General features: G+C 55.2%; 18 protein-coding genes. 10 read left to right on the top strand and 8 right to left on the bottom strand.

Annotated elements, in window-relative coordinates:
- Nucleotides 1-19 precede the first annotated feature (19 nt).
- Nucleotides 20-1528 carry an anion permease gene (locus AC6I8D_RS22350; protein ID WP_031374416.1) on the bottom strand — a complete coding sequence of 503 codons (1509 nt, stop codon included), beginning with the start codon at nucleotides 1526-1528 and terminating at the stop codon, nucleotides 20-22.
- Between the two features lie 586 nt (nucleotides 1529-2114).
- Between AC6I8D_RS22350 and AC6I8D_RS22345 the strand changes: the two genes are divergently transcribed.
- Both AC6I8D_RS22345 and AC6I8D_RS22340 read left to right on the top strand, forming a co-directional pair.
- Nucleotides 2115-4892, top strand: a complete 2778-nt coding sequence (locus AC6I8D_RS22345) for a flavocytochrome c (protein ID WP_497820972.1) — start codon at nucleotides 2115-2117, stop codon at nucleotides 4890-4892.
- Between the two features lie 62 nt (nucleotides 4893-4954).
- The gene (locus AC6I8D_RS22340) at nucleotides 4955-5923 is read left to right on the top strand and encodes an FAD:protein FMN transferase (RefSeq protein WP_497820971.1); all 969 of its coding nucleotides are present in this window, start codon (nucleotides 4955-4957) and stop codon (nucleotides 5921-5923) included.
- On the opposite strand, the gene dcuR is transcribed toward AC6I8D_RS22340, so the two are convergent.
- Together dcuR and AC6I8D_RS22330 are read right to left on the bottom strand one after the other, a co-directional pair.
- The gene (dcuR, locus tag AC6I8D_RS22335; protein WP_312055653.1) at nucleotides 5917-6636 is read right to left on the bottom strand and encodes a two-component system response regulator DcuR; all 720 of its coding nucleotides are present in this window, start codon (nucleotides 6634-6636) and stop codon (nucleotides 5917-5919) included. The two genes, AC6I8D_RS22340 and dcuR, sit on opposite strands and share 7 nt — an antisense overlap.
- Nucleotides 6633-8267 (bottom strand): sensor histidine kinase, encoded by a 1635-nt coding sequence (locus tag AC6I8D_RS22330; protein ID WP_497820970.1) that lies wholly within the window; start codon nucleotides 8265-8267, stop codon nucleotides 6633-6635. The genes dcuR and AC6I8D_RS22330 overlap by 4 nt, the downstream gene beginning before the upstream one ends.
- A gap of 312 nt (nucleotides 8268-8579) precedes the next feature.
- Between AC6I8D_RS22330 and mqo the strand changes: the two genes are divergently transcribed.
- Nucleotides 8580-10229: a malate dehydrogenase (quinone) gene (mqo, locus tag AC6I8D_RS22325; RefSeq protein ID WP_497820969.1), complete on the top strand. Its 1650-nt coding sequence runs from the start codon at nucleotides 8580-8582 to the stop codon at nucleotides 10227-10229.
- 73 nt (nucleotides 10230-10302) lie between these two features.
- Here the strand turns inward: mqo and AC6I8D_RS22320 are convergent, their stop codons facing one another.
- Nucleotides 10303-10590 (bottom strand): VF530 family protein, encoded by a 288-nt coding sequence (locus AC6I8D_RS22320; protein WP_312757543.1) that lies wholly within the window; start codon nucleotides 10588-10590, stop codon nucleotides 10303-10305.
- Nucleotides 10591-10796: 206 nt separating this feature from the next.
- Between AC6I8D_RS22320 and AC6I8D_RS22315 the strand changes: the two genes are divergently transcribed.
- Nucleotides 10797-12113, top strand: a complete 1317-nt coding sequence (locus AC6I8D_RS22315; protein ID WP_312055657.1) for an MFS transporter — start codon at nucleotides 10797-10799, stop codon at nucleotides 12111-12113.
- A gap of 58 nt (nucleotides 12114-12171) precedes the next feature.
- Here the strand turns inward: AC6I8D_RS22315 and AC6I8D_RS22310 are convergent, their stop codons facing one another.
- The 3 genes from AC6I8D_RS22310 to AC6I8D_RS22300 form a co-directional block, all read right to left on the bottom strand.
- A complete protein-coding gene (locus AC6I8D_RS22310; protein WP_312055658.1) occupies nucleotides 12172-13638 on the bottom strand; it encodes a pyridoxal phosphate-dependent decarboxylase family protein in 1467 nt (488 codons plus the stop codon).
- A gap of 14 nt (nucleotides 13639-13652) precedes the next feature.
- Complete coding sequence (locus AC6I8D_RS22305) at nucleotides 13653-15038, bottom strand: diaminobutyrate--2-oxoglutarate transaminase (protein WP_312055659.1); 1386 nt, start codon at nucleotides 15036-15038, stop codon at nucleotides 13653-13655.
- 479 nt (nucleotides 15039-15517) lie between these two features.
- Nucleotides 15518-16093: a TetR/AcrR family transcriptional regulator gene (locus tag AC6I8D_RS22300; RefSeq protein ID WP_312055713.1), complete on the bottom strand. Its 576-nt coding sequence runs from the start codon at nucleotides 16091-16093 to the stop codon at nucleotides 15518-15520.
- Between the two features lie 95 nt (nucleotides 16094-16188).
- Here AC6I8D_RS22300 and AC6I8D_RS22295 point away from each other — a divergent pair, with 95 nt between their 5' ends.
- The 3 genes from AC6I8D_RS22295 to AC6I8D_RS22285 all read left to right on the top strand — a co-directional run bounded on the left by AC6I8D_RS22295 (nucleotide 16189) and on the right by AC6I8D_RS22285 (nucleotide 18220).
- A complete protein-coding gene (locus tag AC6I8D_RS22295; RefSeq protein ID WP_312055660.1) occupies nucleotides 16189-17082 on the top strand; it encodes an ABC transporter six-transmembrane domain-containing protein in 894 nt (297 codons plus the stop codon).
- A gap of 199 nt (nucleotides 17083-17281) precedes the next feature.
- The gene (locus AC6I8D_RS22290; protein ID WP_312055661.1) at nucleotides 17282-17713 is read left to right on the top strand and encodes an SRPBCC family protein; all 432 of its coding nucleotides are present in this window, start codon (nucleotides 17282-17284) and stop codon (nucleotides 17711-17713) included.
- 351 nt (nucleotides 17714-18064) lie between these two features.
- Nucleotides 18065-18220, top strand: coding sequence for a hypothetical protein (locus AC6I8D_RS22285; protein ID WP_312055662.1), 156 nt, complete (start codon nucleotides 18065-18067; stop codon nucleotides 18218-18220).
- 17 nt (nucleotides 18221-18237) lie between these two features.
- Here AC6I8D_RS22285 and AC6I8D_RS22280 read toward each other — a convergent pair whose 3' ends face one another.
- A complete protein-coding gene (locus AC6I8D_RS22280) occupies nucleotides 18238-19260 on the bottom strand; it encodes an FUSC family protein (RefSeq protein WP_497820968.1) in 1023 nt (340 codons plus the stop codon).
- A gap of 303 nt (nucleotides 19261-19563) precedes the next feature.
- Here AC6I8D_RS22280 and AC6I8D_RS22275 point away from each other — a divergent pair, with 303 nt between their 5' ends.
- The 3 genes from AC6I8D_RS22275 to gap all read left to right on the top strand — a co-directional run bounded on the left by AC6I8D_RS22275 (nucleotide 19564) and on the right by gap (nucleotide 22752).
- A complete protein-coding gene (locus AC6I8D_RS22275; RefSeq protein WP_497820967.1) occupies nucleotides 19564-20763 on the top strand; it encodes an MFS transporter in 1200 nt (399 codons plus the stop codon).
- A gap of 439 nt (nucleotides 20764-21202) precedes the next feature.
- Complete coding sequence (cspE, locus tag AC6I8D_RS22270; RefSeq protein ID WP_312055664.1) at nucleotides 21203-21415, top strand: transcription antiterminator/RNA stability regulator CspE; 213 nt, start codon at nucleotides 21203-21205, stop codon at nucleotides 21413-21415.
- Nucleotides 21416-21750: 335 nt separating this feature from the next.
- Nucleotides 21751-22752: a type I glyceraldehyde-3-phosphate dehydrogenase gene (gene gap, locus AC6I8D_RS22265; RefSeq protein ID WP_497820966.1), complete on the top strand. Its 1002-nt coding sequence runs from the start codon at nucleotides 21751-21753 to the stop codon at nucleotides 22750-22752.

Below are 22752 nucleotides of genomic sequence, written 5' to 3'. Positions count from 1 at the left end.
GATCTGCATGTTGTATTCGTCAGAACATCCACACCATCCACGGATAGGCAATCAGCATCATCGACACCAGGAAGATGGCACCGAAGATGGTGCCCAGACGCCAGTAGTCTTTGGTTGGCAGATAACCACTGCCGTAATAAATCGGGCTGGGTCCGGTACCGTAAGGGGTAATGATGCCCATCACACCCAGTGAGGTACACAGCATCAGGCAGAAGACCGGCATGTTGATGCCCGGAATCGATGCCGCGATGGTCAGCATTGCCGGTAACAGCGCGGTGGTATGCGCGGTGGTACTGGCGAACAGGTAGTGCAGCAGGAAGAAGGCGATTAACAGCACCACTGCGGAAACCTGCGGGTCGTATCCCTGCAACAGCATGCCGCCTTCTTTACCTAACCAGGCGATAAAGCCGACCCGGGCCAGGCCATCGGCCAGTGCCACCAGGGTGGCGAACCAGGCAAAGGTATTCCAGGCCGCTTTGTTGCTGGTGATGTCATTCCAGTTCAGGACCCCGGTCCACAGCATCAGAATAATCACCAGCAGCGCCGCCATAGCCGGTTCAATCCAGGCGGTAGCGAAAATCCACATCAGCAGGGCACAGACCACAAACACCAGCAGCAGGATTTCGTTACGGGTCAGTTTGCCCAGTTTTGCCAGTTCAGCGATGGCCCATTTCGGCACTTCGTCATTTACTTTCACTTCAGGCGGGTAGAACCAGTACGCCAGCAGCGGCATGGTCAGAATCAGTAACACACCCAGCGGCAGGAAGGCGAGGAACCACATGCCCCATGAGATATCGAAACCGATCACGCTTTTCACCAGCGCCAGTGCCAGCAGGTTCGGGGCCAGCGCAGAGAGAAACATTGAGCTGGTGATACAGGCGGCGGTGATGGCCACCCACATCAGGTAAGAACCGATCTTACGGGCGCTTGGGTCGTTAGGTTTAGAGCCGTAAAGCGGCGGCAGGTTAGCAATGATTGGGTAGATAGTCCCGCCACTGCGCGCGGTGTTTGAAGGCGTAAACGGTGCCAGCAACAGGTCGGCAAAGGTAATGGCGTAGCCGAGCGTCAGGCTGCGACGACCGAGGTATTTCACCAGTATCAGCGCCAGTCGACGACCAAACTGCGTCTTGTCATACCCGGCGGCGAACATAAAGGCACCGAAAATCAGCCAGACGGTGGAGTTGCCGAAGCCGCTGACCGCCCACTTAAACGACTCACTGGCGAGTTTGAATTTCGGGTTCGCCAGCTCCGCCGGACTGAACAACAGGAACTGACTGAACAGGGCGATGACCACCACACCGGTCAGACCGATCACCGCGCCCGGTAACGGTTCAAAAATCAGCCCGACAATCACCCCAACAAAAATGGCGAAGAAGTGCCACGCGTAGGGTTCGAGACCGGCCGGTACCGGCACCAGCAGCAGGAGCACGGCGACCAACACCGGTAACGCCAGCATGATAGCTTTCTTTTTTCCAGCCGCAGCAGGGGCTGCTTTTGGCGGTTCATTCACAGCTGAGAGTGGTTTCATAGTATTTGTCTGCAAGTTGAGAAGAATGCGATTTGCGCCCCGGTACTTCACTGACTGCTTTCTTTATTATTCGTTATGACGTGAATAAACCGTGATGCCTGAATTTTTTTGGCACTCTGCTGTTAAATCCAGCAGCGTTTTAATCCGATGTGAATATGATGCGATTTCTGAAAATATAGATTTTTGATCCAGATCAATAAAAATAAATCGTTATTCCTGATTTTTAACATTTATTTTTATTTTATATCCCGTTGCTGGCTGTAGCACCCTTTTTGTGATCCGGATCGACTGCTGGCAAGCCGGTACGCTGGCGAGTGTATGTTATAACTTGTTGATACACAAGGCTTTGTTTTTAATGCAAACCAAGGGTTGATTTTTGGTAACCCTTGGTTAACAATTAATATAACTTCACTTGCTGTTTTCGGCAAATAAAAACTCTAAAAGGTTTAAAAGTTTAAAAAGTAAATTTATCGCTTATATAAGCAAAGAAAATGGTATATTTGGGTCATGACATCGGACCACTTAATTAAGCGATACTTTGCGTCCGCTAAAAATTTCCAGACTTTTAAATCTTGGAGTTTATCGCATGAATACTCTCACCCCGATTCTCACTCCCCTGACGCTGCCTAACGGCGCGGTGTTAAAAAACCGATTAGTGATGGCACCGATGACCACCTGTACCGGTTTTTATGACGGTACGGTGACCAGCGAGCTGGTGGAATACTATCGTGCCCGCGCGGGCAGCATCGGCACCGTGATCGTCGAATGTTGCTTTATCGACAACCGTGGTCCGGCCTTCCCAGGCGCGATTGCCATCGACAGCGACAACAAAATCCCTGGCCTGAAACGCATTGCTGACGCGATAAAATCAGAGGGATCGACCGCGATTCTGCAGATTTATCACGGTGGCCGCATGGTCGAACCGGAGCTGATCGGCGGCAAAACGCCGGTCGCCCCGAGCGCAATCGCGGCACCGCGTGAAGGCGCAACTAAACCGCTGGCGCTGACGGCGGAAGAAGTCGATACCATGATCACCAAATTTGGTGATGCGGTGAACCGTGCGATTAAGGCCGGTTTTGATGGGGTGGAGATCCACGGTGCCAATACCTACCTGATCCAGCAGTTCTACTCACCGAACTCAAATCAGCGCGACGACAAATGGGGCGGCAGCCGCGACAACCGCGCCCGCTTCCCGCTGGAAGTGCTGGAAATCACCCATAAGATGGCGGAGCGCTTTGCGCATAACTCCTTCATCATCGGCTATCGCTTCTCGCCGGAAGAGATTGAAGTGCCCGGCATCCGCTTTGACGATACGCTCTATCTGCTGGAGAAACTGGCGGCACGCGGACTGGACTACGTCCATTTCTCGGTGGGCCAGCTGCTGCGCCCGTCGATTGTGGATACTCAGGATCCCACTCCGCTAATCGAAAAATATATCGCGATGCGTTCGCCGGTGCTGGCCAAAGTGCCGGTGATTGGCGTCGGCGGCGTGGTGAATAAATCAGACGCTGAGATGGCGCTGGAAAAAGGCTACGATCTGGTAGCAATAGGCAAAGCCTGTATTGCCTACCCGAACTGGGCTGACCGCATCATCAACAACGAGCATCTCGATCTCTATATCGACAGTAACAAACGTGAAGAGCTGAAAATCCCGGAACCGCTGTGGCGATTCTCGCTGGTTGACGCGATGATCCGCGACATGAGCGAATCGGGCCGCAAATACAAAGCGGGCGTCTATCAGGAGAAAGTGGAAGCTGAAGCACTGAAGCTGAAAATCAACGTCACGCTGGATACCGACCGTATCACCGACATCTCACTGGTGCCGGATGACACGCTGGACGTCGACTTCACCACCACCTTTGAGAGCCTGCGTAACCGTATTCTGGTGGCCAACAGCCCGCACGTTGATGCGATCACCGGTGCGACCACCCAGAGTGAAGCGCTGAAGAAAGCGGTTTCGCGCGCCCTGACCACCTCCAGCAAAGCACATGTGATTGAAGAGGGCGGCAACCCTAACGCACCGCAGAATTATGATGTGGTAGTGGTAGGCAGCGGCGGTGCGGGCCTGGCGGCGGCGATTCAGGCACACGATGAAGGCGCGCGCGTGGTGATTATCGAGAAGATGCCGACCATCGGCGGTAACACCATCAAAGCATCGGTCGGCATGAACGCGGCGGAAACCCGCTTCCAGAAACTGAAAGGCATCGAGGACAGCAAAGAGCTGTTCTATGAAGAGACGCTGAAAGGCGGCAAATTCAAAAACAACCCGGTGCTGCTGCGTGAGTTCGTGGACCTGGCGCCGGAAGCGATTGACTGGCTGGCCGACCACGGCATCGAACTGAATGACATCACCATCACCGGCGGTATGAGCATCGATCGTACTCACCGTCCGGCGGATCGCTCAGCGGTCGGCGGATTCCTGATCAGCGGGCTGGTGAAAAATATCAACGCCCGCAATATTGAAGTGCTGCTGGAAACCTCTGTCGCTGAAATCCTCTATGAGAACGGCGCGGTGACTGGAGTGAAAGTGGTCGATGAGTACAATGACAGCCGCATTCTGAATGCGAAAAGCGTGATTGTGGCGACCGGCGGCTTCAGTGCTAACCGCGAGCTGGTGGTGAAATACCGTCCAGAACTGGATGGCTTCGTCACCACCAACCACAAAGGGGCGACCGGTAGCGGAATCGCTATGCTGACCAAAATCGGTGCCGGCACGGTCGATATGGGCGAAATCCAGATTCACCCGACGGTTGAACAGACCACCTCGTATCTGGTGTCTGAGTCCATTCGCGGTGGCGGCGCTATCCTGGTGAGTCAGGCGGGCGAACGTTTCTACAACGAAATGGAAACCCGTGACAAAGTCTCGGCGCAAATCATTGCGCTGCCTGAGAAGAGTGCGTGGATCGTGTTTGACGAGCAGGTGCGGATGAATAACAAAGCGGCCGATGAATATATCGGCAAAGGCTTTGTGGTCAGCGCGCCAACGGTCGGGGAACTGGCGGTGAAACTCAACATGGAACACCGCACGCTGGAAGCGACGCTGGCCCGCTACAACGGCTTTGTCATCCAGCAGAAAGATGAAGACTTTGGCCGTCAGACCGCGCTGCGTCATCCGCTGAGCGAAGGTCCGTTCTACGCCATCCGCGTGGCGCCGGGCGTTCACCACACCATGGGCGGTGTGACTATTGACACCACTACCGCGGTGCTGGATAGCCAGCAGCAGGTGATTAACGGTGCCTGGGCCTGCGGTGAAGTGGTCGGCGGCATCCACGGCGCTAACCGCATCGGCGGTAACGCCGTCGCCGATATCATCATCTTTGGTATTCTGGCGGGCGGTAACGCGGCAGCTTACGCGAAACGATAATCGCTCTCTCCGGCATCCGCACTCAGCGGGTGCCGGTTTCCTTGCTTAAAGTAGAGTCGCCTATGTTAACTGATGCGCGTGTCTATGCTTACTCCGCGGTTCTGATGGGTTCGCCCATTCTGCTCAAACTGTTCGAACACAATGAAACCCTCGCCGGCCAGGTCTTCCGCCTGATTAAACAGCAGGAGAACCTGTTCACCGTCAACCGTTCCGGTTCTGAAGTGATGGCAATCAACCAGGCGGCGGGTCAGCATCCGGTGGTGGTGAGTCAGCCGGTATTCGATCTGATCGCCTGCGCCCATGCCGTCAGCCTGCTGCCCGAAAGCCGTTTTAACCTGGCGATCGGTCCGCTGGTGAAGTGCTGGAAAATCGGTTTTCAGGGGCACAGCGTGCCGCCGGCTGACCGGTTACAGGCCTGTCTGGCACTGACCAATCCGCATGACGTGATTCTCGACCCGGCGTCGAACAGCGTGATGCTGGCAAAAGCCGGGATGGAAATCGATCTCGGGGCGATCGCCAAAGGCTATATCGCCGATCGGGTACAGGCGTTTTTGCGTCAGCAGGGCGTCAACAGCGCGCTGATTAACCTCGGCGGTAACGTTCAGACGGTAGGCTCCCCGGAAGAAGAGGCGTCACCCGGCTGGGCGATTGGTTTGAAAAAACCGTTCGGCGTGGCGGATGCGCTGATCGGGGTGATCCACGTGGCCGATAAGTCGGTGGTGACATCCGGTATTTATGAGCGCTATTTCGAACGGGAGGGCGTCTGCTATCACCATATTCTGGATGACCGCAGCGGTTATCCGCTCGATAACGAACTGCTGAGCGTGACGGTGATCTCCGATCGTTCGATTGATGGCGATATCTACACCACGCTGCTGTATGGCATGGGCGTGGAAAAAGGCATCGCCTGCCTCGCCGATTTGCCCGCTATTGAAGCGATATTTGTGACCCGCGATAAGCAGGTCATCTGCTCGTCACAACGTCACTTTTCCTTCCGCCTGCTGGACGAGGATTACCGGCTGGCTTACTGACAATACTGCTTCAGCAGGGTGTGGTATTCCGGCTGCAGACGATAGCGATAGACTGGCCGACCGGTGACGCCGTAGTGAATGCTGGTGAACAGAATATTAATCTGCGCCAGCCAGATCAGGTATTTCCGGCAGGAAACGCGCGAGATATTCACTTCCGTTGCCAGCTCATCGGTGGAAAATTCGGTGCCCGGATGGGCATCAATCCACAGGCATAAGGTGCGCAGCGTCTGAGGTGTCAGGCCTTTAGGCAGTCGTTTCTGCTCACTGGCACCCGGCGGATTGCCGTGCAATAGCTGATCAACGTCCGACTGCTGATAAAACTGATGATTATCCATTAGCGCTTTTTTCTGCCGCCAGCCGGTCAGCGCTTCCTCAAAGCGAGCAAACTGGAACGGTTTAATCAGGTAGTCGACCACACCGTAATTGAGCGAGGTTTTGATGGTGGCCGCATCAGCCGCGGAAGAGATGATGATCACGTCAACCGGGCGTCCGGCACTGCGCAGTTCGGGCAGCAGATCGAGACCGTTCTCCTGCTGCATATAGATGTCCAGCAGCACCAGATCGACCTGTGAATCTGCCTGCAGTAACTGCTCTTTGGCCTGCTGTAATGTCGAGGCGGTGCCACAGCAGGTAAAGCCGGGGATCTGAGCGATGTAACAGCGATTCAGCTCGGCAACCATAGCATCATCATCGACAACTAAGACATTGATCATTCGACTTTTCTTCCTCTCTCCCACGGGAGTTGCACTAAAAATTGGGTGAACACACCCGGCTCCGACTCGACGCTAACACTGCCGCCCAGGCTTTCGGTCTGCTGCTTAACCAGAAACAGCCCCACGCCGCGATCGTCTCCTTTCGACGAGACGCCACGTTCGAAAATGGCGTCGAGCTGCGATCCGTCAATTCCGGGGCCATCATCACTGACTTCACAGGCCAGCCAGCCATTCTGATAATGCAGCATCAGGTGGATTTCCCCTTCGTGTTCCGGGTCCAGCGCCTCCAGTGCGTTTTCAATTAAATTACCCAGCACGGTAACCAACACGGCGCTCTGTTGTTCGCTGCCGCAGTCGGGCAGAAAACTGGCTTCATCAATAATCAACTGATGGCCTTCATCGGTCACCCGGTTGATTTTGCTCAATAAAAAGCCGGCAATGACCGGTGATTTGATTTTCTGTAACAGCGAACCTATTTCAGTCTGGTAGTTGTTCGCCGTCTTCAGAATGTACTCTTCCATCTGTGCATAGTTTTTCATGTGCAGCAGGCCCAGAATAACATGCAGCTTATTCATGAATTCATGGGAGCGTTCACGCAGCGCATCGACATAGTTTACCATGCCGTCCAGACGCTGCATCAGCTGGCTAATCTCGGTTTTGTCCCTGAAGGTGGTCACCGCACCAATAATCCGCTCGCGGCTGCGCACCGGCACGGTATTACTGATCAGAATACGTCCGCCGATGGTGAGTTCCTGATCGTGCCAGGCTTTGCCCTGGTGCAGCGCATCTTGCTGGTGGCGGTGAAGTACGCTCTCTTCCGGCAGGCTTTCGCCACTCAGGGGCATTTTGCGGGTGGTTTCGTGCATCAGCTGTTGCGCAGCCTGGTTTATCAGGCTGACGCGGGAGTGCTCATCTACCGCAATCACCCCTTCCTTAATCGAGTTAAGGATCGCCTGGCGTTGCTCAAACAGGCTGGAAATTTCATGCGGTTCCAGCCCGAGCAAAATAGTCTTCAGCCGTCTGACCAGAATATAAATACCCAGTAAACCGACAATGCCGCCAAATAAGCTGGTCCAGACGATGTTCCAGCGGCTTTTCGCAATTTGCGCCGCCACATCATTGAGTGCAATCCCGATCGCCACCACGCCAATTTGCTGATGCCTGTCGTCATAAACCGGGGTGAACACCCGCAGTGCTTCGACCAGCACACCGTGATTGACCGCGACATTTTCCCGCCCAGCCAGCGCCGGATTGAGATCGTCGCCAATGAAATGTTTGCCGATCGCGTCGGGATTAGGATGCGAATAACGGATGCCGTTCATATCGGTGACCACCACAAACAGCAGGTCGTTGCGTTTGCGTGCCGCCTCGGCAACCGGCTGTATCAGCTCGCGGCCATCGGGGCGTCGCAGTCCGCGCTGAAGTTCCGGACTGTCGGCCACGGTGCGTGCCACCGCCATCGCTTTATCTTTCAGGTGCGACTGCGCAAAATTATCTATCTGGATGAAATAGAGCAGATGGACGCACAACAGGACGGTAAAGATTACCGCCGTCATCATCAGCGTGGTCAACGTACTGAGTTTCATCGGGCGTTTATTCACGGCGTATCTTTTTTGTGATTGGCTTTTCATCGGTGTTCAGCACGGGTGAGTGGTTCGCCAGGCAACATACGCTAAGACGCCGCACCAGTACAGGTTTAGCCGCGCAGGCTGCAGGAAAAAATCGGTCAGATTATTTGCCTTAAGGGATTGAATATTTCAAAGCACACCCTTAATGTGTGGTTAAAATAGTTAGCAACTTTCGTATGCCTTTTGTAATTAAATTAAGGCAGCATGGTTATTTTTAATTTTATAACTATTTTCACATTAACTCATAAATAACATTATTTTAAACTTTGAGGACTTTTTTTAACCAGTACGATTAAGTTAACTGTAGATTGCGAAATGATTAAATCAACAAAAGTTATTCCTGCACTTTCCCTCGCGGCATTGCTTGTTTCTTCAGCGCTTCATGCTGAAACTTCACCAGAGAAAACCGACGTACTGTTAATTGGCGGCGGCATCATGAGCGCCTCAATGGGCACCATGCTGGAAGAGTTACAGCCAGGCTGGAAACAGGTAATGGTGGAAAAACTCGACGGCGTGGCGCTGGAATCCTCTAACGGCTGGAACAACGCCGGTACCGGTCACTCTGCCAACATGGAGCTGAACTATACGCCTGAGCGTAAAGACGGCTCGATTGACGTTACCAAAGCGCTGGAAATCAACGAAGCCTTTATGGTGTCTCGCCAGTTCTGGACCGCGCAGGTCAAAGAAGGCGTGTTGCACGATCCGCGCAGCTTCATTAACTCGACACCGCACATGAGCTTTGTCTGGGGCGACAACGTCGACTTCCTGACCAAACGCTACGCGGCGTTGCAGAAAACCGCGCTGTTCCAGGGCATGAAGTTCTCTACCGATCATCAGCAGATCGCGCAATGGGCGCCACTGGTGATGGAAGGGCGTGATCCACAGCAGAAAGTGGCCGCGACCTGGACGCCGGTCGGCACCGACGTTAACTACGGTGAAATTACCCGCCAGCTGATCGGCAGCCTGAAGAAAAATGATAACTTCAGACTGGAAACTTCATCCGAAGTGACTGACTTCAAACGCAACGGCGACAACTCGTGGCACGTCACCATTAAAGACGCTAAAAACGGCACTGAGCGTGCGGTTGATGCGAAATATGTCTTTATCGGTGCCGGCGGCGGCGCGCTGAAGTTACTGCAGAAAACCGGCATTCCTGAAGCTGAAAACTATGCTGGCTTCCCGGTGGGCGGCTCGTTCCTGGTGACTGAAAACAGCGCGATCGCCGATCGTCATCTGGCCAAAGTGTACGGTCAGGCTTCTGTCGGTGCGCCACCGATGTCGGTTCCGCATCTGGATACCCGTTACCTGGATGGCAAGCGCGTGGTGCTGTTTGGACCGTTCGCCACCTTCTCAACCAAATTCCTGAAAAATGGTTCCCTGTTTGATCTGCTGAGCACCACCACCACCCACAACGTGATCCCGATGACCCACGTTGGGATGGATAACTTCGACCTGGTGAAATACCTGGTGGGTCAGGTGATGCTGACTGACGATGACCGCTTTGCTGCGCTGAAAGAGTACTATCCGGATGCGAAGAAAGAGGACTGGAAACTGATTCAGGCCGGTCAGCGCGTACAGATCATCAAAAAAGATGAAGAGAAGGGCGGCGTGCTGAAACTGGGCACCGAAATTGTGACCGATCAGCAGAAAACCGTTGCTGCACTGCTGGGTGCGTCACCGGGTGCCTCAACTGCGGCCCCAATCGCACTGAACGTGATGCAGAAACTGTTCCCGGAAGAGTTTAAGTCAGCCGAATGGCAGGCGAAGATTCATAAAATGATCCCGGGTTACGGCCAGAAACTGAATGACAACGTGCCGTTGCTGCAGCAGGTGTGGAATGACACCGCGTCAACGCTGCAACTGACCACGCCGCCGGTGATCCATATGGATAACCATGCGCCAGCCGCACCAGCTGCGCCGGCTGAAAAATCGGCCGCATCACCGCAACACGATATGGCGCTGTAATCATCGCCTGATCGTCAAAAAGCCCGCGCCGGTTACCCGACGCGGGCTTTTTTTATTGCTCTGGCAACCGCGATTACTCCGGCTTATTGCCTCGCCAGCCTGCCCAGGGATCCTCTTCAGGCGCAGCTGCCGGCTGGGTTTTCTCCGCTAACGACGCCAGATAGAGCGCTTCAACTTCTGCCCGCGCCCACGGCGTGCGGCGCAAAAACTTCAGGCTCGATTTCACACTGGGATCGCTTTTAAAGCAGTTAATGTTGATCCGTTTTCCCAGTTCAGCCCAGCCATACTGCGCCACTAAACTGTTTACCTGCATTTCGAGCGTTACGCCGTGCAGAGGATCTTTTGAAGTATGTGCGTTCATGGTTTATCCGCCCGGTTCAGTTAATTGCGCACATCCTGCCGATCGTTGCGCCGCAGTGCAAGCACCCCGGAGCAAAAAGCCGGTTAACCGTGCCCTGGCGCGGCGTTTTGTGGCTGAGTTAACGCCGACCACAGATGCCCGGGCAATTTATCAGCGATTGTGCTAATCATAAGCGATTGATGCCACGACAAAAAGGATCACCTGCCATGTCCGACGCCGCTGATAAGCTGCTCAGTTCCGCCAGTCGTAAACGTGCCTTGCTGGCCGGTTCGGTGGGGAATTTTATTGAATGGTATGAGTTTGCTGTTTATGGCTTTCTTGCCACCCTGATTGCGCAGAACTTTTTCCAGCTTGAGGGGGAGTCGGCGCTGACCGGAATCTTACTGACCTATGCCTCGTTCGCCATCGCCTTCTTTTTCCGTCCGCTCGGCGCGATTATCTTTGGCCGGATGGGCGACCGCATCGGACGCAAGCCGACGCTGATTTTTGTGCTGATCATGATGACGCTGGCGACCACCGCCATCGGGCTGGTGCCGACCTACGCTACCCTTGGCGTGCTGGCTCCGCTGATCATTACCGCGCTGCGTATCCTGCAGGGGCTGTTCGCGGGCGGCGAATATGGCGGGGCGGTCTCGTTGATGACCGAATTCGCGCCGCGCGGCAAGCGTGGCCTCTTCGGGGCCTGGCAGTCGTTTACCGTGGCGCTGGGACTGCTGGCGGGCGCAGGCATTGTGGCGCTGCTGTCACTGCTGTTAACCCCGGAGCAGATGCTGGCGTGGGGCTGGCGTATTCCGTTTTTCCTCGCGTTGCCTTTAGGTGCGCTGGCGCTCTGGCTGCGGGTGCAGATGGAAGAAACCCCGGCGTTTATCCGGCAGCAGTCACAACCCGCGCCTGAGGTGGTTAATGCCAGCCTCGGCGCGACGCTGAAAACTATTCTGCTTGGTATCTGCCGGCTGATGGTGTGGTCGGCCGCCGGCTATACCTACCTGGTGATTATGCCGACCTACCTGCAGGCTTCGCTGCATACCGGGTTTAATCAGGCGTTGCTGATTGCGGTGATCTCGAACCTCGGCTTTGCCGCAACCATCATTCCGGCCGGCATACTGAGCGATAAAATTGGCCGCCGCGCGGTGATGGTAACGGCGGCGGTACTGCTGTTGCTGCTGTCGCTGCCGCTGCTTAACGTGCTGCAGGCGACGAGCAGCGGCCTCGGGCTGAAGGCGCTGGTGGTGTTTATTGCTGGCGGGATTGTCGGACTGCTGGCCGGACCGGGACCGGCGATGCTGGCGGAGATGTTTCCTACCCGCGTGCGGTATACCGGGCTGGGGCTGGCCTATTCGCTCTCTAACGCGGTCTTCTCCGGCTGTGCCGGGTTGATTATCACCGGCTTAATCAGGCAGACCGGTAATCTGGATATTCCCGCCTGGTACGTGATGATTACCGCGCTGATCAGCATTGTGGCGCTGATGACCCTCAACAAAGATGACCATCTGCGGCTGCTGGATGAGCCGCCATCGCGCTAAACCGGCTGTTGCCGGCATAAAAAAGGCTCCCGTGGGAGCCTTTTTAACAACCGGTCACTTACACCAGCTGCTGGGCGGTGGTTTCCACCAGCGTCAGCAGGATCTGAATATCTTCAAGCGTAACGGTCGGATTCAGCAGCGTCATTTTCAGACAGGTGACGCCGTTGAATTCGGTGACGCCGACGTTGGCACGGCCTGACTCCAGCAGTGCATCACCGATACGCTGATTCAGCAGCGCGATATCCGCGTCGCTGAGGTGCGCCAGATGGGCCGGGCGATAGCGGAACAGTACGCTCGCCAGCTGCGGCTGCATCACCAGCTCCAGCGCGGCCTGCTGCTCAATGTACTGAGCAACCTGCTGCGCCAGCGTCACGCCGTGATCGATGATCGCGGCATACTGTTTCTGACCCAGCGCTTCAAGACCCATCCACAGTTTCAGTGCATCAAAACGACGGGTGGTCTGCAGCGACTTCGACACCAGATTCGGCACGCCCTGCGCTTCATCAAACTCTGAATTCAGGTAGGCCGCCTGATAACGCATCAGCTCATAGTGACGCGCCTCTTTCAGCAGGAAAGCACCACAGCTGATGGTCTGGAAGAACTGCTTGTGGAAGTCGAGCGTAATGGAGTCCACCAGCTCAATTCCATCCAGATAGTCGCGATACTGTTCGGACAGCAGCAACGCACCGCCCCAGGCCGCATCGACGTGAACCCAGATCTGCTGTTCTGCTGCCAGCGTGGCGATCTCGCGCAGCGGATCGATCGCACCGGCATCGGTGGTGCCGGCGGTCGCGACAATTGCCAGCACCTGCTCGCCGTTGGCCTGCGCCTGAGCCAGTTTGTGCCGTAAATCGTCCAGATCCATGCGGGCGAAGCGATCGGTTTTAACCAGCGTCACCGACTGATAGCCTAGGCCGAGCAGCGCCATATTCTTCTGAACCGAGAAGTGCGCGTTTTCCGAGCAGAAGACTTTAATCTTTTTCAGATCGCCGGTCAGACCATCCTGCTGCACCGAATGTCCCTGACGGGCAAACCAGGCATCACGCGCCAGCATCAGACCCATCAGGTTGCTCTGGGTGCCGCCGCTGGTGAACACGCCAGCATCGCCAGGCTGGTAACCCACCTGAGTACGCAGCCATTCAATCAGCTTCATCTCAATGATGGTGGCGGAAGGTGCCTGATCCCACGAATCCATGCTCTGGTTGGTGGCGTTGATCAACACTTCTGCCGCCTGGCTGATCACCAGGCTTGGGCAGTGCAGGTGCGCCACACACTGTGGGTGATGCACCGACAGGCTGTCTTTCAGGAAGTATTCGATAGCGCGTTCAATCGCGGCCTGGTTACCCAGGCCCTGAGGATTGAAGTCCAGCGTAATACGTTCACGCAGCTCAGCGACGGTTTTGCCCTGATACATCTCAGGTTGTTCCAGCCACTTAACGACCGCCGCGCTACTCTGGGCAATCGCCTGCTGGTAGGCCTCGGTGCTCTGTGCTGAGGCCGCCAGAATCGGGTTTAACCGGGACATTGCATTCACTCCACTCAAACTGGTTTCACGCCAGCTGACAGCAGGGCGTTTTCAAATTTATCCATAAACACGTCCAGTTCTGCATTGGTGATCAGCAGTGACGGCAGCAGACGCAGCACGCTACCGTGACGTCCGCCACGCTCCAGAATCAGGCCGTTTTCGAAACATTTCTTCTGAACAAGCGCCGAGAGTTCGCCATCGGCCGGGAAGCTGCCCATGTGATCGGCGGCTTCGTCAGGTTTCACCATCTCGATACCGATCATCAGACCCAGGCCGCGCACGTTACCGATCACCGGATAACGCTGTTGCAGTTCGCCCAGTTTGCCTTTCAGCCACTCGCCCTGCGCCGCGACTTTGTCAGCAACGTTATTGTCTTTCAGCAGCTTGAGGGTGGTGAGGCCGGTTGCCATCGCCAGCTGGTTGCCGCGGAACGTGCCGGTGTGATGACCCGGTGACCAGGCGTCGAACTGTTTTTTAATGCCGAGTACCGCCAGTGGCAGACCGCCGCCGACCGCTTTGGACATCACGATGATGTCCGGCTCAATGCCGGCGTGTTCAAAGGCAAAGAACTTACCGGTGCGGGCAAAACCTGCCTGCACTTCATCAAGGATCAGCAGAATGCCGTGTTCCTGGGTGACTTTACGGATGCGCTGCAGCCACTCCGCCGGCGCCGGGTTAACGCCGCCTTCACCCTGAACCGCTTCAAGGATCACCGCCGCAGGTTTGCGCACGCCGCTCTCAACGTCATTAATCAGGTTTTCGAAGTAGTAGCTCAGCGCTTTAACGCCCGCTTCACCGCCAAGGCCCAGCGGGCAGCGATAGAGGTGCGGATACGGCATGAACTGCACTTCCGGCATCATGCCGTCGACCGCTTCTTTCGGTGACAGGTTACCGGTCACCGACAGCGCGCCGTGGGTCATACCGTGATAACCGCCTGAGAAACTGATAATACCGGAACGGCCGGTGTGCTTTTTCGCCAGTTTCAGGGCCGCTTCAACCGCATCCGCACCAGACGGACCGGTGAACTGCAGGCAATAGTCTTTGCCCTGGCCCGGCAGTAAAGAGAGCAGGTACTCAGAGAACTCATCTTTTAACGGTGTAGTCAGATCGAGTGTATGTAACGGCAAGCCGCTGGTAATGACATTTTGAATACTCTGCAGAACGTCTGGATGGTTATGGCCCAATGCCAGCGTTCCGGCACCGGCAAGACAATCAAGATATTGATTATTCTCGACGTCAGTGATCCAGACACCTTGTGCTTTCGCAATTGCGAACGGCAATTTACGTGGGTAACTTCGAACGTTTGATTCAAATTCAGCCTGACGGGCTAAATAGGTTTCATTGTTTCCGTTTAAGGTCTGCGCATTCAAACTATCAATACGGACTTTATCCGTCATCATATCTCTCCTACAACCGGGACGGGTGTAACGTCGCAGTTGAATAAATGAATAAAAAAAGTAATGGCTGTCGATAAAACGCGGCCAATATATTGGTTTTTAAGGTCCGACTCAATGATTAATTTTATCGGCGGTTTACGGATTATTTGCTATGTTTATCAACAGCTTGATTGCTTTATGAGCGTTTTTATCAGCGGGGATCTGTTCAGAGGCTTTTAATAAAGCACGTAAAAACACGGCGTTACCCGGCCTCATGGACTTGAGATGACGGATAACCAGTTGTGTAAACAACCGTTTCCGCGGGAAAACGTTAACCGAAAAAGCGCCGCTAAAAAAAGAAAAGCCGGCATTATTGTCGTTTTGTCGGGCGGTTTAAATAATCGCAGTCAGCCATTCAATTCGTTAAAATATTAAACCTTTTATTAACAATTAATTAAAAATGACCTGCTTTGCTGGCGTTAACCGCAACGGTTAAAAAGACGTTATCCGCGCATTTGTCCGACAAAATGATTCAGATCGTCCAGCGCCTCAGCGGCTTTGGCTGCGGAAGGATTGATGGTCAGCAGATCGGCGTAGCCATTGAGCATGGCACTCAGCTGGCGTGCGGTGCGAGCCACATCGGTTACGCGCAGCGTGCCGTTTTTGACCTCAGCAGCGATGAGACTCTCCATCAGCCCCTGCCATTTTTCCGTCATCTCTTCCGCCAGCGCCGCATAATCCGGATCATGACTCGCCAGTTGCCAGAACGAAGCGTAAAGCTGCCAGACCGCGTCCGGCGAGTTGGGCAGATAGCTTTCAAACAACAGCCCAAGGCGCTGCTGCGGCGGGACGGCTGCCAGCATCGCGGAGAAGTGCGCAAATTCGTTGTGCATGAAACGTTCAAGCGCCGCCAGACACAGCGATTGCCAGTTACTGAAATAGTGATAGATGTGGCTGCGCGAAATACCCACGGATTCGGTTAATTCCCGGGTGGTCACTTTCCCGATGCCTTTCTCAATAAATAACGCCACTGCACCCTCAAGGATTTTAATTCTTAGCGCTTCCGCCGACTGTTTCATCATCGCTCTCTCGTTGACTTTGAGCAATTGCTCAAATACACTGCTTTTCGCTCTTGAGCAACCGCTCAGGATTCATCTTATCAGAAAATAATTTTATGCCTTCCCCGAAACTTCTGCTGCCGGTTCCCGCCGCACGCAGCGCTATTCTGACATTAAAAAGGCTCGGACGCCGACACAGCCGAAAGCTGATGCTGACGCTACTGCTGGTGGTAGCAGAAAATATGATGTACCTGCTCTATCCACTGCTGGCCGGTTTTGCCATCAATGCCATTGTGACTGGCCAGGCGTGGCATGCGTTGCTGTATGCGGTGATGGTGTTTGTGATGTGGGCGATCGGTGCCGCACGGCGCAGCGTGGATACCCGCACCTTCGCCCGTATTTATGCCGAACTGGCGGTGCCGGTGATTGTGGCACAGCGACATGAGCAACATAACGCCTCGACTATTGCAGCGCGCGTCGCCCTGTCACGCGAGTTTGTCGACTTCTTTGAGAAGCATTTGCCGGTATTGATCACCTCGCTGGCGTCGATGAGCGGGGCAGCGGTGATGCTGCTGGTGATTGAGTTCTGGACCGGCGCGGGCTGCCTGGCGATCCTGCTGTTCTTCGCCTGTTTCCTGCGAGGTTTTACCCGCAAAAATGACGCGCTGTTTGGTCGGCTGAATAACCGGCTGGAAAAAGAGGTGCAGCTGGTCGGCGCTGCCAGCCCTTCGGCGCTGGGACGTCACTATCAGGTGCTGGCCAGCCTGCGTATTCGCTTATCCGATCGGGAAGCGTTGGGTTATCTGGCGATAGGCAGCGTCGCGGCGCTGCTGTTTGGCGTGACCATCTTTGCCATGTCCGGTCGCGGCAACATTCAGGCCGGGCACCTCTATTCGGTGATGACCTATATGTGGATGTTTGCCATGAGTCTGGATGATGGTCCGCAGCTGCTGGAGAAATATTCGCAGCTCAAAGACATTGGTCGTCGGGTCAATACCGGCGAGCTCTAAGCGGCGGGTGAAAGGCCTGCCGCAGTGAAGCGTGACATTGGCAGACGCAAGCCTTACCCGACGCCAGCTCGCGTGGCGTCGGGTCTGACATCGATAACAGGTGGCGCATAACGGGAGAGGGCTAAACAGAATCAACGTCACTGCGTATTGACACATATACTTTCTGTTACGGCTTTCACCCGCTGTTGGGGGAGTTCATATGATTACACTACATCACGCCATCAAAATTACCGCTGCACGCAGCCAGGTCTATGCCGCTTTGACCGATATCACCCAACTCGCCAGCTGGCATCTGGGTGTGGTTGAAGGAACGATTGCACCGGGCGAAATTCTGACCCTGCGACCCAATCCGCACGCCCATATCAGCTGGCGAACCGAAAAAATGGTGCCGGACGAAGAGCTGGTGCAGGTTTCGGTCGACGAGCCTGATAGCCCGGCGGGGAAAACCCTGCGCTTCACGCTGGCCGATTTCGGACCCGATCAAACCATTGTGGCGCTGAGTCACAGTGGCTGGTCCGATCGCGATCCGCATCTGCCGTTTTGCAATACCCGCTGGGGTGAGGTGCTACAGCATCTGAAAAGCTGGGCTGAATCCCGCTCAGCAGTGGATCATGGCGCAAAAAACGCCTGACGACTTATCACAAGGTTAAATCTGGCGATCCGCATCCTCCGGGCTGGCAGATGCCGCCGGTTGACGATGTGCGCTCACCGAGGGCGCTGCCGTAAAAGTGACAGCGTCACTCTGCGCTACCCGTAGCGACCTGGACCCAATTGCTGAACCGGCAGGCGTCTGCCGCTATATCGGTGCCGGTGCGACGGTTGTGTAACCGATCGGTAATGCAAGGATGCGCTGCCCGGCCGGGTCAAAACGGTTATCTCTGCCTTGCTGGTTACTGGCGGAGCTGCAGTGGGCGAAGCGCAATGCCGGTGATGCTGGCATGACTCGCAGCCAGCACTGATTGTGCTGGCGGTTTATCGTAAATTGAAGAATGTGATTCTGGTGGATGAGGCTGTTGATCTGGTTGAGACCGATGCGGCGATGCCGACCCGCTTTGTCGGCGCTCAGGATAGGCAGTTTGTGCCGGGCGTGACCAGGCCTGTGCTCGATCCTTCCCGGCAACCGTTTCAGGAGCCGTAATCCGCCGCGTAGGACTGTCAGTAGAGCGTCTCGAAATCCGCGTTTCCGCTCAGCTTCGCCTGCACGGCTGCCGCCAGTCGGGTCAGCAAAATCGCGGCCAGCGCGAAGCCGCTGCCGATGGCGGTTGCCAGCAGACGATCCTCCGCCACATTGCCCTGCACCAGACCGGTGAGCGAAATCATCAGTACCACCATCAGCGTGACGAAGAAGGTGAATACAAAGTACGAGCCGTTTGCCAGCCGGTAAGAAAGCGTAAAGGCGATATAGGCGGACAGAATAAATGCCGCCGCCAGCAGCGCAGGCTGATGCAGATAGTGGCTGAGCATGCCTGCCGCCAGGCAACCCGATAGAGTGCCAAGGGTGCGGGCGGGCACCCGTAGCAGTGATTCACGAAAATGACTGCGCAGGCACAGCAGCAGGGTCATGCCGGTCCAGTAGCCGTTCTGCAGCGAGAAATGGTGAACCGTCAGCAGCGCCGTGCCCATAGCGATCACGGCAAACACCACCGACCAGCGCAGATGTATTTTTGGCCGCGTGGCGTGTTGCAGCCGCCGGACAGCGCTGCGCCAGGTAAAGCGGGTCAGCGATTGCAACCGGAAGTCTCCGCCACGCACCAGCAGGCAAATCAGCATCAGCTGCACTGCACCGCCGAGCAACACCAGCCCGGCCCGGCTGGCGGCGTGACTGATGTCGCCTGGGAAATAGCCGGATATCATCCAGCCGATGGCCGACTGTTGTACCACCCAGCCAGCGGTGCCGTTAATGCCGCTTATTACCGCATAGCCGGCGGCGAACAGCATTGAACCGCTGATAAACAGCAGCAGGCTGCTGGTCAGCGCACCGAAAAATGCACACAGCCCGAGGCTGAGCAGCGTCGCCAGCAGCAATTTTGCTGACGATCCCTCCCAGGTTTTACTGGCACCAAACGCCAGCGGCAACGCACCGCTGGCCATTACGCTGGCTTCACTGAGATGCTGGGTCGCGAGGCCAATGCCAAAAATTAACAGGATAGCGGGCACGCAGCAGAGTGCTAATCGCATGTCATGTCTGAGTTGTTGAGACCTGTTCACGTCACGGCGTTTCCCTGATCTGAATCCCAATGGCAACATTGCCGCTGACAAAAGTGTGAACCAGATCTCATCTCTCAGCCAGATTTTTACCGGCTGTTGCGCTATCGCAGTCGCCGGATAAGCGCTGTATCGCCGGGTAAAGTGTGCGCTGTGTCACATATCGGGTTGCTAAGGCGGGGCTTCCTTTCTATAGTCTGCCGGCGCTGACCGGGCGACGGGGTGCCCGTTATCCGGCTCTGCGGTTCTGTTATCTGTTCAATCCATTGGGAAAATATGTTGTTAAAAAATAATCGTCAAACCGACGCAGCCGGCTTTGCCCGCTGGGCGTTGCTGGCACTGGCGCTGGGAGGTTTTGGCATCGGCACCGGCGAGTTCATCATGATGGGCTTGCTGCCCGACGTCTCACGCTCATTAGCCATCACCGAGCCGCAGGCCGGTAATGCCATCGCCAGCTATGCGCTGGGTGTGGTGGTGGGCGCGCCGGTGATTGCCGTGCTCGCCGCACGGATGGCGCGCAAGTCTCTGCTGCTGATCCTGATGGCACTGTTCAGCCTGGGGAATGTCGCCAGCGCCATGGCTGACAGCTATCACGGACTACTGGTGGCGCGCTTTCTGACCGGCCTGCCGCACGGCGCCTACTTTGGCGTGGCGTCACTGGTGGCCGCCTCGCTGGTGCCGATCGAACGCCGCGGACGAGCGCTGGCGTCACTGATGCTGGGGCTGACGGTCGCGACGCTGATTGGCGTACCGCTGGGATCGTGGATCGGGCAGCTGTTCAGCTGGCACGTGGTGTTTACCTTTGTTGGTGCAATCGGGGTGCTGACCTGTCTGCTGATTGGTCGCTACGTGCCTTACACACCAGGCGATGCGGATGCGCACCCGCTGCGCGAACTGGGTGCGCTGAAAAATGCTCAGGTACTGCTGACGCTGCTGGTGGGTGCGGTAGGGTTTGGCGGTATGTTTGCCATCTTCAGTTATATCGCGCCAACCCTGATTAACCTGGCCGGAATGTCAGCTGCGCTGATTCCGTGGGCGATGGTGGCGTTCGGACTGGGGATGATTATTGGTAACCTGGTGGGCGGTCGGCTTGCTGACGGTGCGGTACTGAATATTATTGGCTGGACGCTGTTGTGGAACGTGTTGGTGATGGCCGCCTTCCCACTGCTGGTGCAACACGTGGCAACCGGATTACTGGCAACTTTCCTGATCGGCACCTGTTCGGTACTGCTGCCGTCGCTGCAGATTCGCCTGATGGACGTCGCCAATGATTCGCAAACGCTGGCGGCCGCAATGAACCATTCAGCGCTGAACATTGCCAACGCGATGGGGGCCTGGCTGGGCGGGCTGACCGTGTCGCTGGGCTATGGCTGGATCTCAACCGCCTGGGTTGGCGTAGCGCTGGGAATTGCCGGTCTGCTGGTGTTCAGCGTCACCGCGCGTCATGCCGCACGCCAGCAGCCTGAACCGGCCTAAACGCCGAATCGGCAGCGCAACGATGAGGAAGGGCGTTTATCGTTGCGCTTAATCTGACCCTTTTTAGCTTTAATATTCCCGGCATCATCCCGCGCCGGGTTATTTATTTTCCCGATATACCATCTTATTTTGTCACCAGGCGAAGCGCGAATTTTCCCCGAATGAAAAACCTGGCGTTGCGATTAAAAGCGCTCCGGACGTCTGGATGTTAAAATTAAATTAAAATAGTGTTTGATAAAAGCGGTGAAGCGTGGCTTAATAGCGTCATCGGTTTGGAACACAGACCTTATGAAAGCAGTTTTAGTAAAGCAGTCCTCAGTGCAAGCGATATCAAAAGATACCCCTTCTTCGTGAGTCTCCTCCTAAGTGCCTAGTAAGTATCCCTCTGAAAGACAGGCCATCTTCGCCACTTAGTGGCTCATAAATTAAGGAAGTATTGATGTCTAATAAAATGACTGGTTTAGTAAAATGGTTTGACGCTGGTAAAGGTTTTGGTTTTATCTCTCCTCAGGACGGCAGCAAAGATGTATTCGTACATTTCTCTGCAATTCAGGGCAGCGATTATAAAACTCTGGATGAAGGTCAGCAGGTCGAATTCACTATTGAAAACGGCGCTAAAGGCCCATCAGCAGCTAACGTCAGCCCGCTGTAAATTTTAATTGTCAATTACGCTTACAATCGCGATGACGGTAATAACCTGAGCAGATAAGCCTGAAATTGATAATTAACAGAACCCGCCTTGTGCGGGTTTTTTGTTTTTTAGCCCGAATTGAAATTATAATAATTATTATTCCTGCGCCGACTTTCATTATTACCTTTTGCAACTTTCTCCCTGCGGTGATCGATTTTCCTCTCCGGCGCATAGATTGCCCCTTCTTCAGCCTGGCCTGATGCTATTTTTAGCCCATAACATCGGCGCGCGGCTTACTACGCTGATGCTGAACGCGTAACAAAAACCCCTGACATACTGACATGCTGGAGATCCAAATGAAGAAGATCGGCATTAATGGTTTTGGACGTATCGGCCGTCTGGTCCTCAGACGCATTCTTGAGCAGCAGGAAGCGGTTGAAGTCGTGGCTATTAACGATTTAACCTCGCCGGAAATGCTGGCCTACCTGCTGAAATATGACACCAACTACGGCGCTTTTCCGTTCAGCGTTGAGGCGGGTGACAAAGCGCTGCAGGTGGACGGCAAAAACATTACCGTGTTCGCCGAGAAAGAGGCGCGCAACATCCCGTGGAGCGAGCTGGGTGTAGACGTGGTGATTGAATGTACCGGCTTCTATACCTCGGCAGAAAAAGCGCAGGCGCATATTGATGCGGGTGCAAAACGGGTGCTGATCTCTGCGCCAGCGGGGGAGATGAAGACCGTGGTGTTTAACGTCAACCACGATACGCTTAGCGCTGAAGACACCATTGTTTCAGTTGCCTCCTGCACCACTAACTGCCTGGCGCCGATGGCGAAAGCGCTGCATGACAGTTTCGGTATCAAAGTCGGCACCATGACCACCATCCATGCTTACACCGGCACCCAGGCTCTGGTGGACGGGCCGCGCGGCAAAGATTTCCGGGCCTCGCGCGCAGCAGCAGAGAACATCATTCCGCATACCACCGGTGCGGCGAAGGCGATTGGTCTGGTGATCCCAGAACTGGCAGGCAAGCTGAAAGGGCATGCGCAGCGCGTGCCGACCAAAACCGGATCGGTCACCGAGCTGGTGACGATTCTGGAGAAGAAGGTAACGGTCGATGAGATTAACGCCGCCCTGAAGCAGGCGTGCGAAAACAACGAGTCGTTTAACTATACCGAGGATCCGATTGTCTCCTCCGACGTGATTGGCCTGCCTTACGGGTCGATTTTTGATGCCAGCCAGACCGAAATCAGTGAAGCGGGCGAGCTGCAACTGGTTAAAACCGTCTCGTGGTATGACAACGAATATGGCTTTGTCACCCAGCTGGTGCGGGTGCTGCACAAATTCGTCAATCTTTAA

The sequence above is a fragment of the Pantoea sp. X-Soil-MYKO-1785 genome, assembly GCF_059730675.1.
The sequence above is the reverse complement of the archived record's forward strand: the minus strand, read 5'-3'. Positions and strand labels throughout refer to the sequence as shown.

Bases quoted from the DNA above. Each gene is read 5' to 3' on its own strand.
- cspE (WP_312055664.1), top strand. From the start codon at position 21,203: ATGTCTAATAAAATGACTGGTTTAGTAAAATGGTTTGACGCTGGTAAA.
- AC6I8D_RS22300 (WP_312055713.1), bottom strand. From the start codon at position 16,093: ATGAAACAGTCGGCGGAAGCGCTAAGAATTAAAATCCTTGAGGGTGCA.
- AC6I8D_RS22275 (WP_497820967.1), top strand. From the start codon at position 19,564: ATGTTGTTAAAAAATAATCGTCAAACCGACGCAGCCGGCTTTGCCCGC.
- AC6I8D_RS22305 (WP_312055659.1), bottom strand. From the start codon at position 15,038: ATGATGACGGATAAAGTCCGTATTGATAGTTTGAATGCGCAGACCTTA.
- AC6I8D_RS22310 (WP_312055658.1), bottom strand. From the start codon at position 13,638: ATGTCCCGGTTAAACCCGATTCTGGCGGCCTCAGCACAGAGCACCGAG.
- AC6I8D_RS22315 (WP_312055657.1), top strand. From the start codon at position 10,797: ATGTCCGACGCCGCTGATAAGCTGCTCAGTTCCGCCAGTCGTAAACGT.
- AC6I8D_RS22320 (WP_312757543.1), bottom strand. From the start codon at position 10,590: ATGAACGCACATACTTCAAAAGATCCTCTGCACGGCGTAACGCTCGAA.
- AC6I8D_RS22350 (WP_031374416.1), bottom strand. From the start codon at position 1,528: ATGAAACCACTCTCAGCTGTGAATGAACCGCCAAAAGCAGCCCCTGCT.
- gap (WP_497820966.1), top strand. From the start codon at position 21,751: ATGAAGAAGATCGGCATTAATGGTTTTGGACGTATCGGCCGTCTGGTC.
- AC6I8D_RS22290 (WP_312055661.1), top strand. From the start codon at position 17,282: ATGATTACACTACATCACGCCATCAAAATTACCGCTGCACGCAGCCAG.
- AC6I8D_RS22330 (WP_497820970.1), bottom strand. From the start codon at position 8,267: ATGAAAAGCCAATCACAAAAAAGATACGCCGTGAATAAACGCCCGATG.
- AC6I8D_RS22280 (WP_497820968.1), bottom strand. From the start codon at position 19,260: ATGCGATTAGCACTCTGCTGCGTGCCCGCTATCCTGTTAATTTTTGGC.
- AC6I8D_RS22340 (WP_497820971.1), top strand. From the start codon at position 4,955: ATGTTAACTGATGCGCGTGTCTATGCTTACTCCGCGGTTCTGATGGGT.
- mqo (WP_497820969.1), top strand. From the start codon at position 8,580: ATGATTAAATCAACAAAAGTTATTCCTGCACTTTCCCTCGCGGCATTG.
- dcuR (WP_312055653.1), bottom strand. From the start codon at position 6,636: ATGATCAATGTCTTAGTTGTCGATGATGATGCTATGGTTGCCGAGCTG.
- AC6I8D_RS22345 (WP_497820972.1), top strand. From the start codon at position 2,115: ATGAATACTCTCACCCCGATTCTCACTCCCCTGACGCTGCCTAACGGC.
- AC6I8D_RS22295 (WP_312055660.1), top strand. From the start codon at position 16,189: ATGCCTTCCCCGAAACTTCTGCTGCCGGTTCCCGCCGCACGCAGCGCT.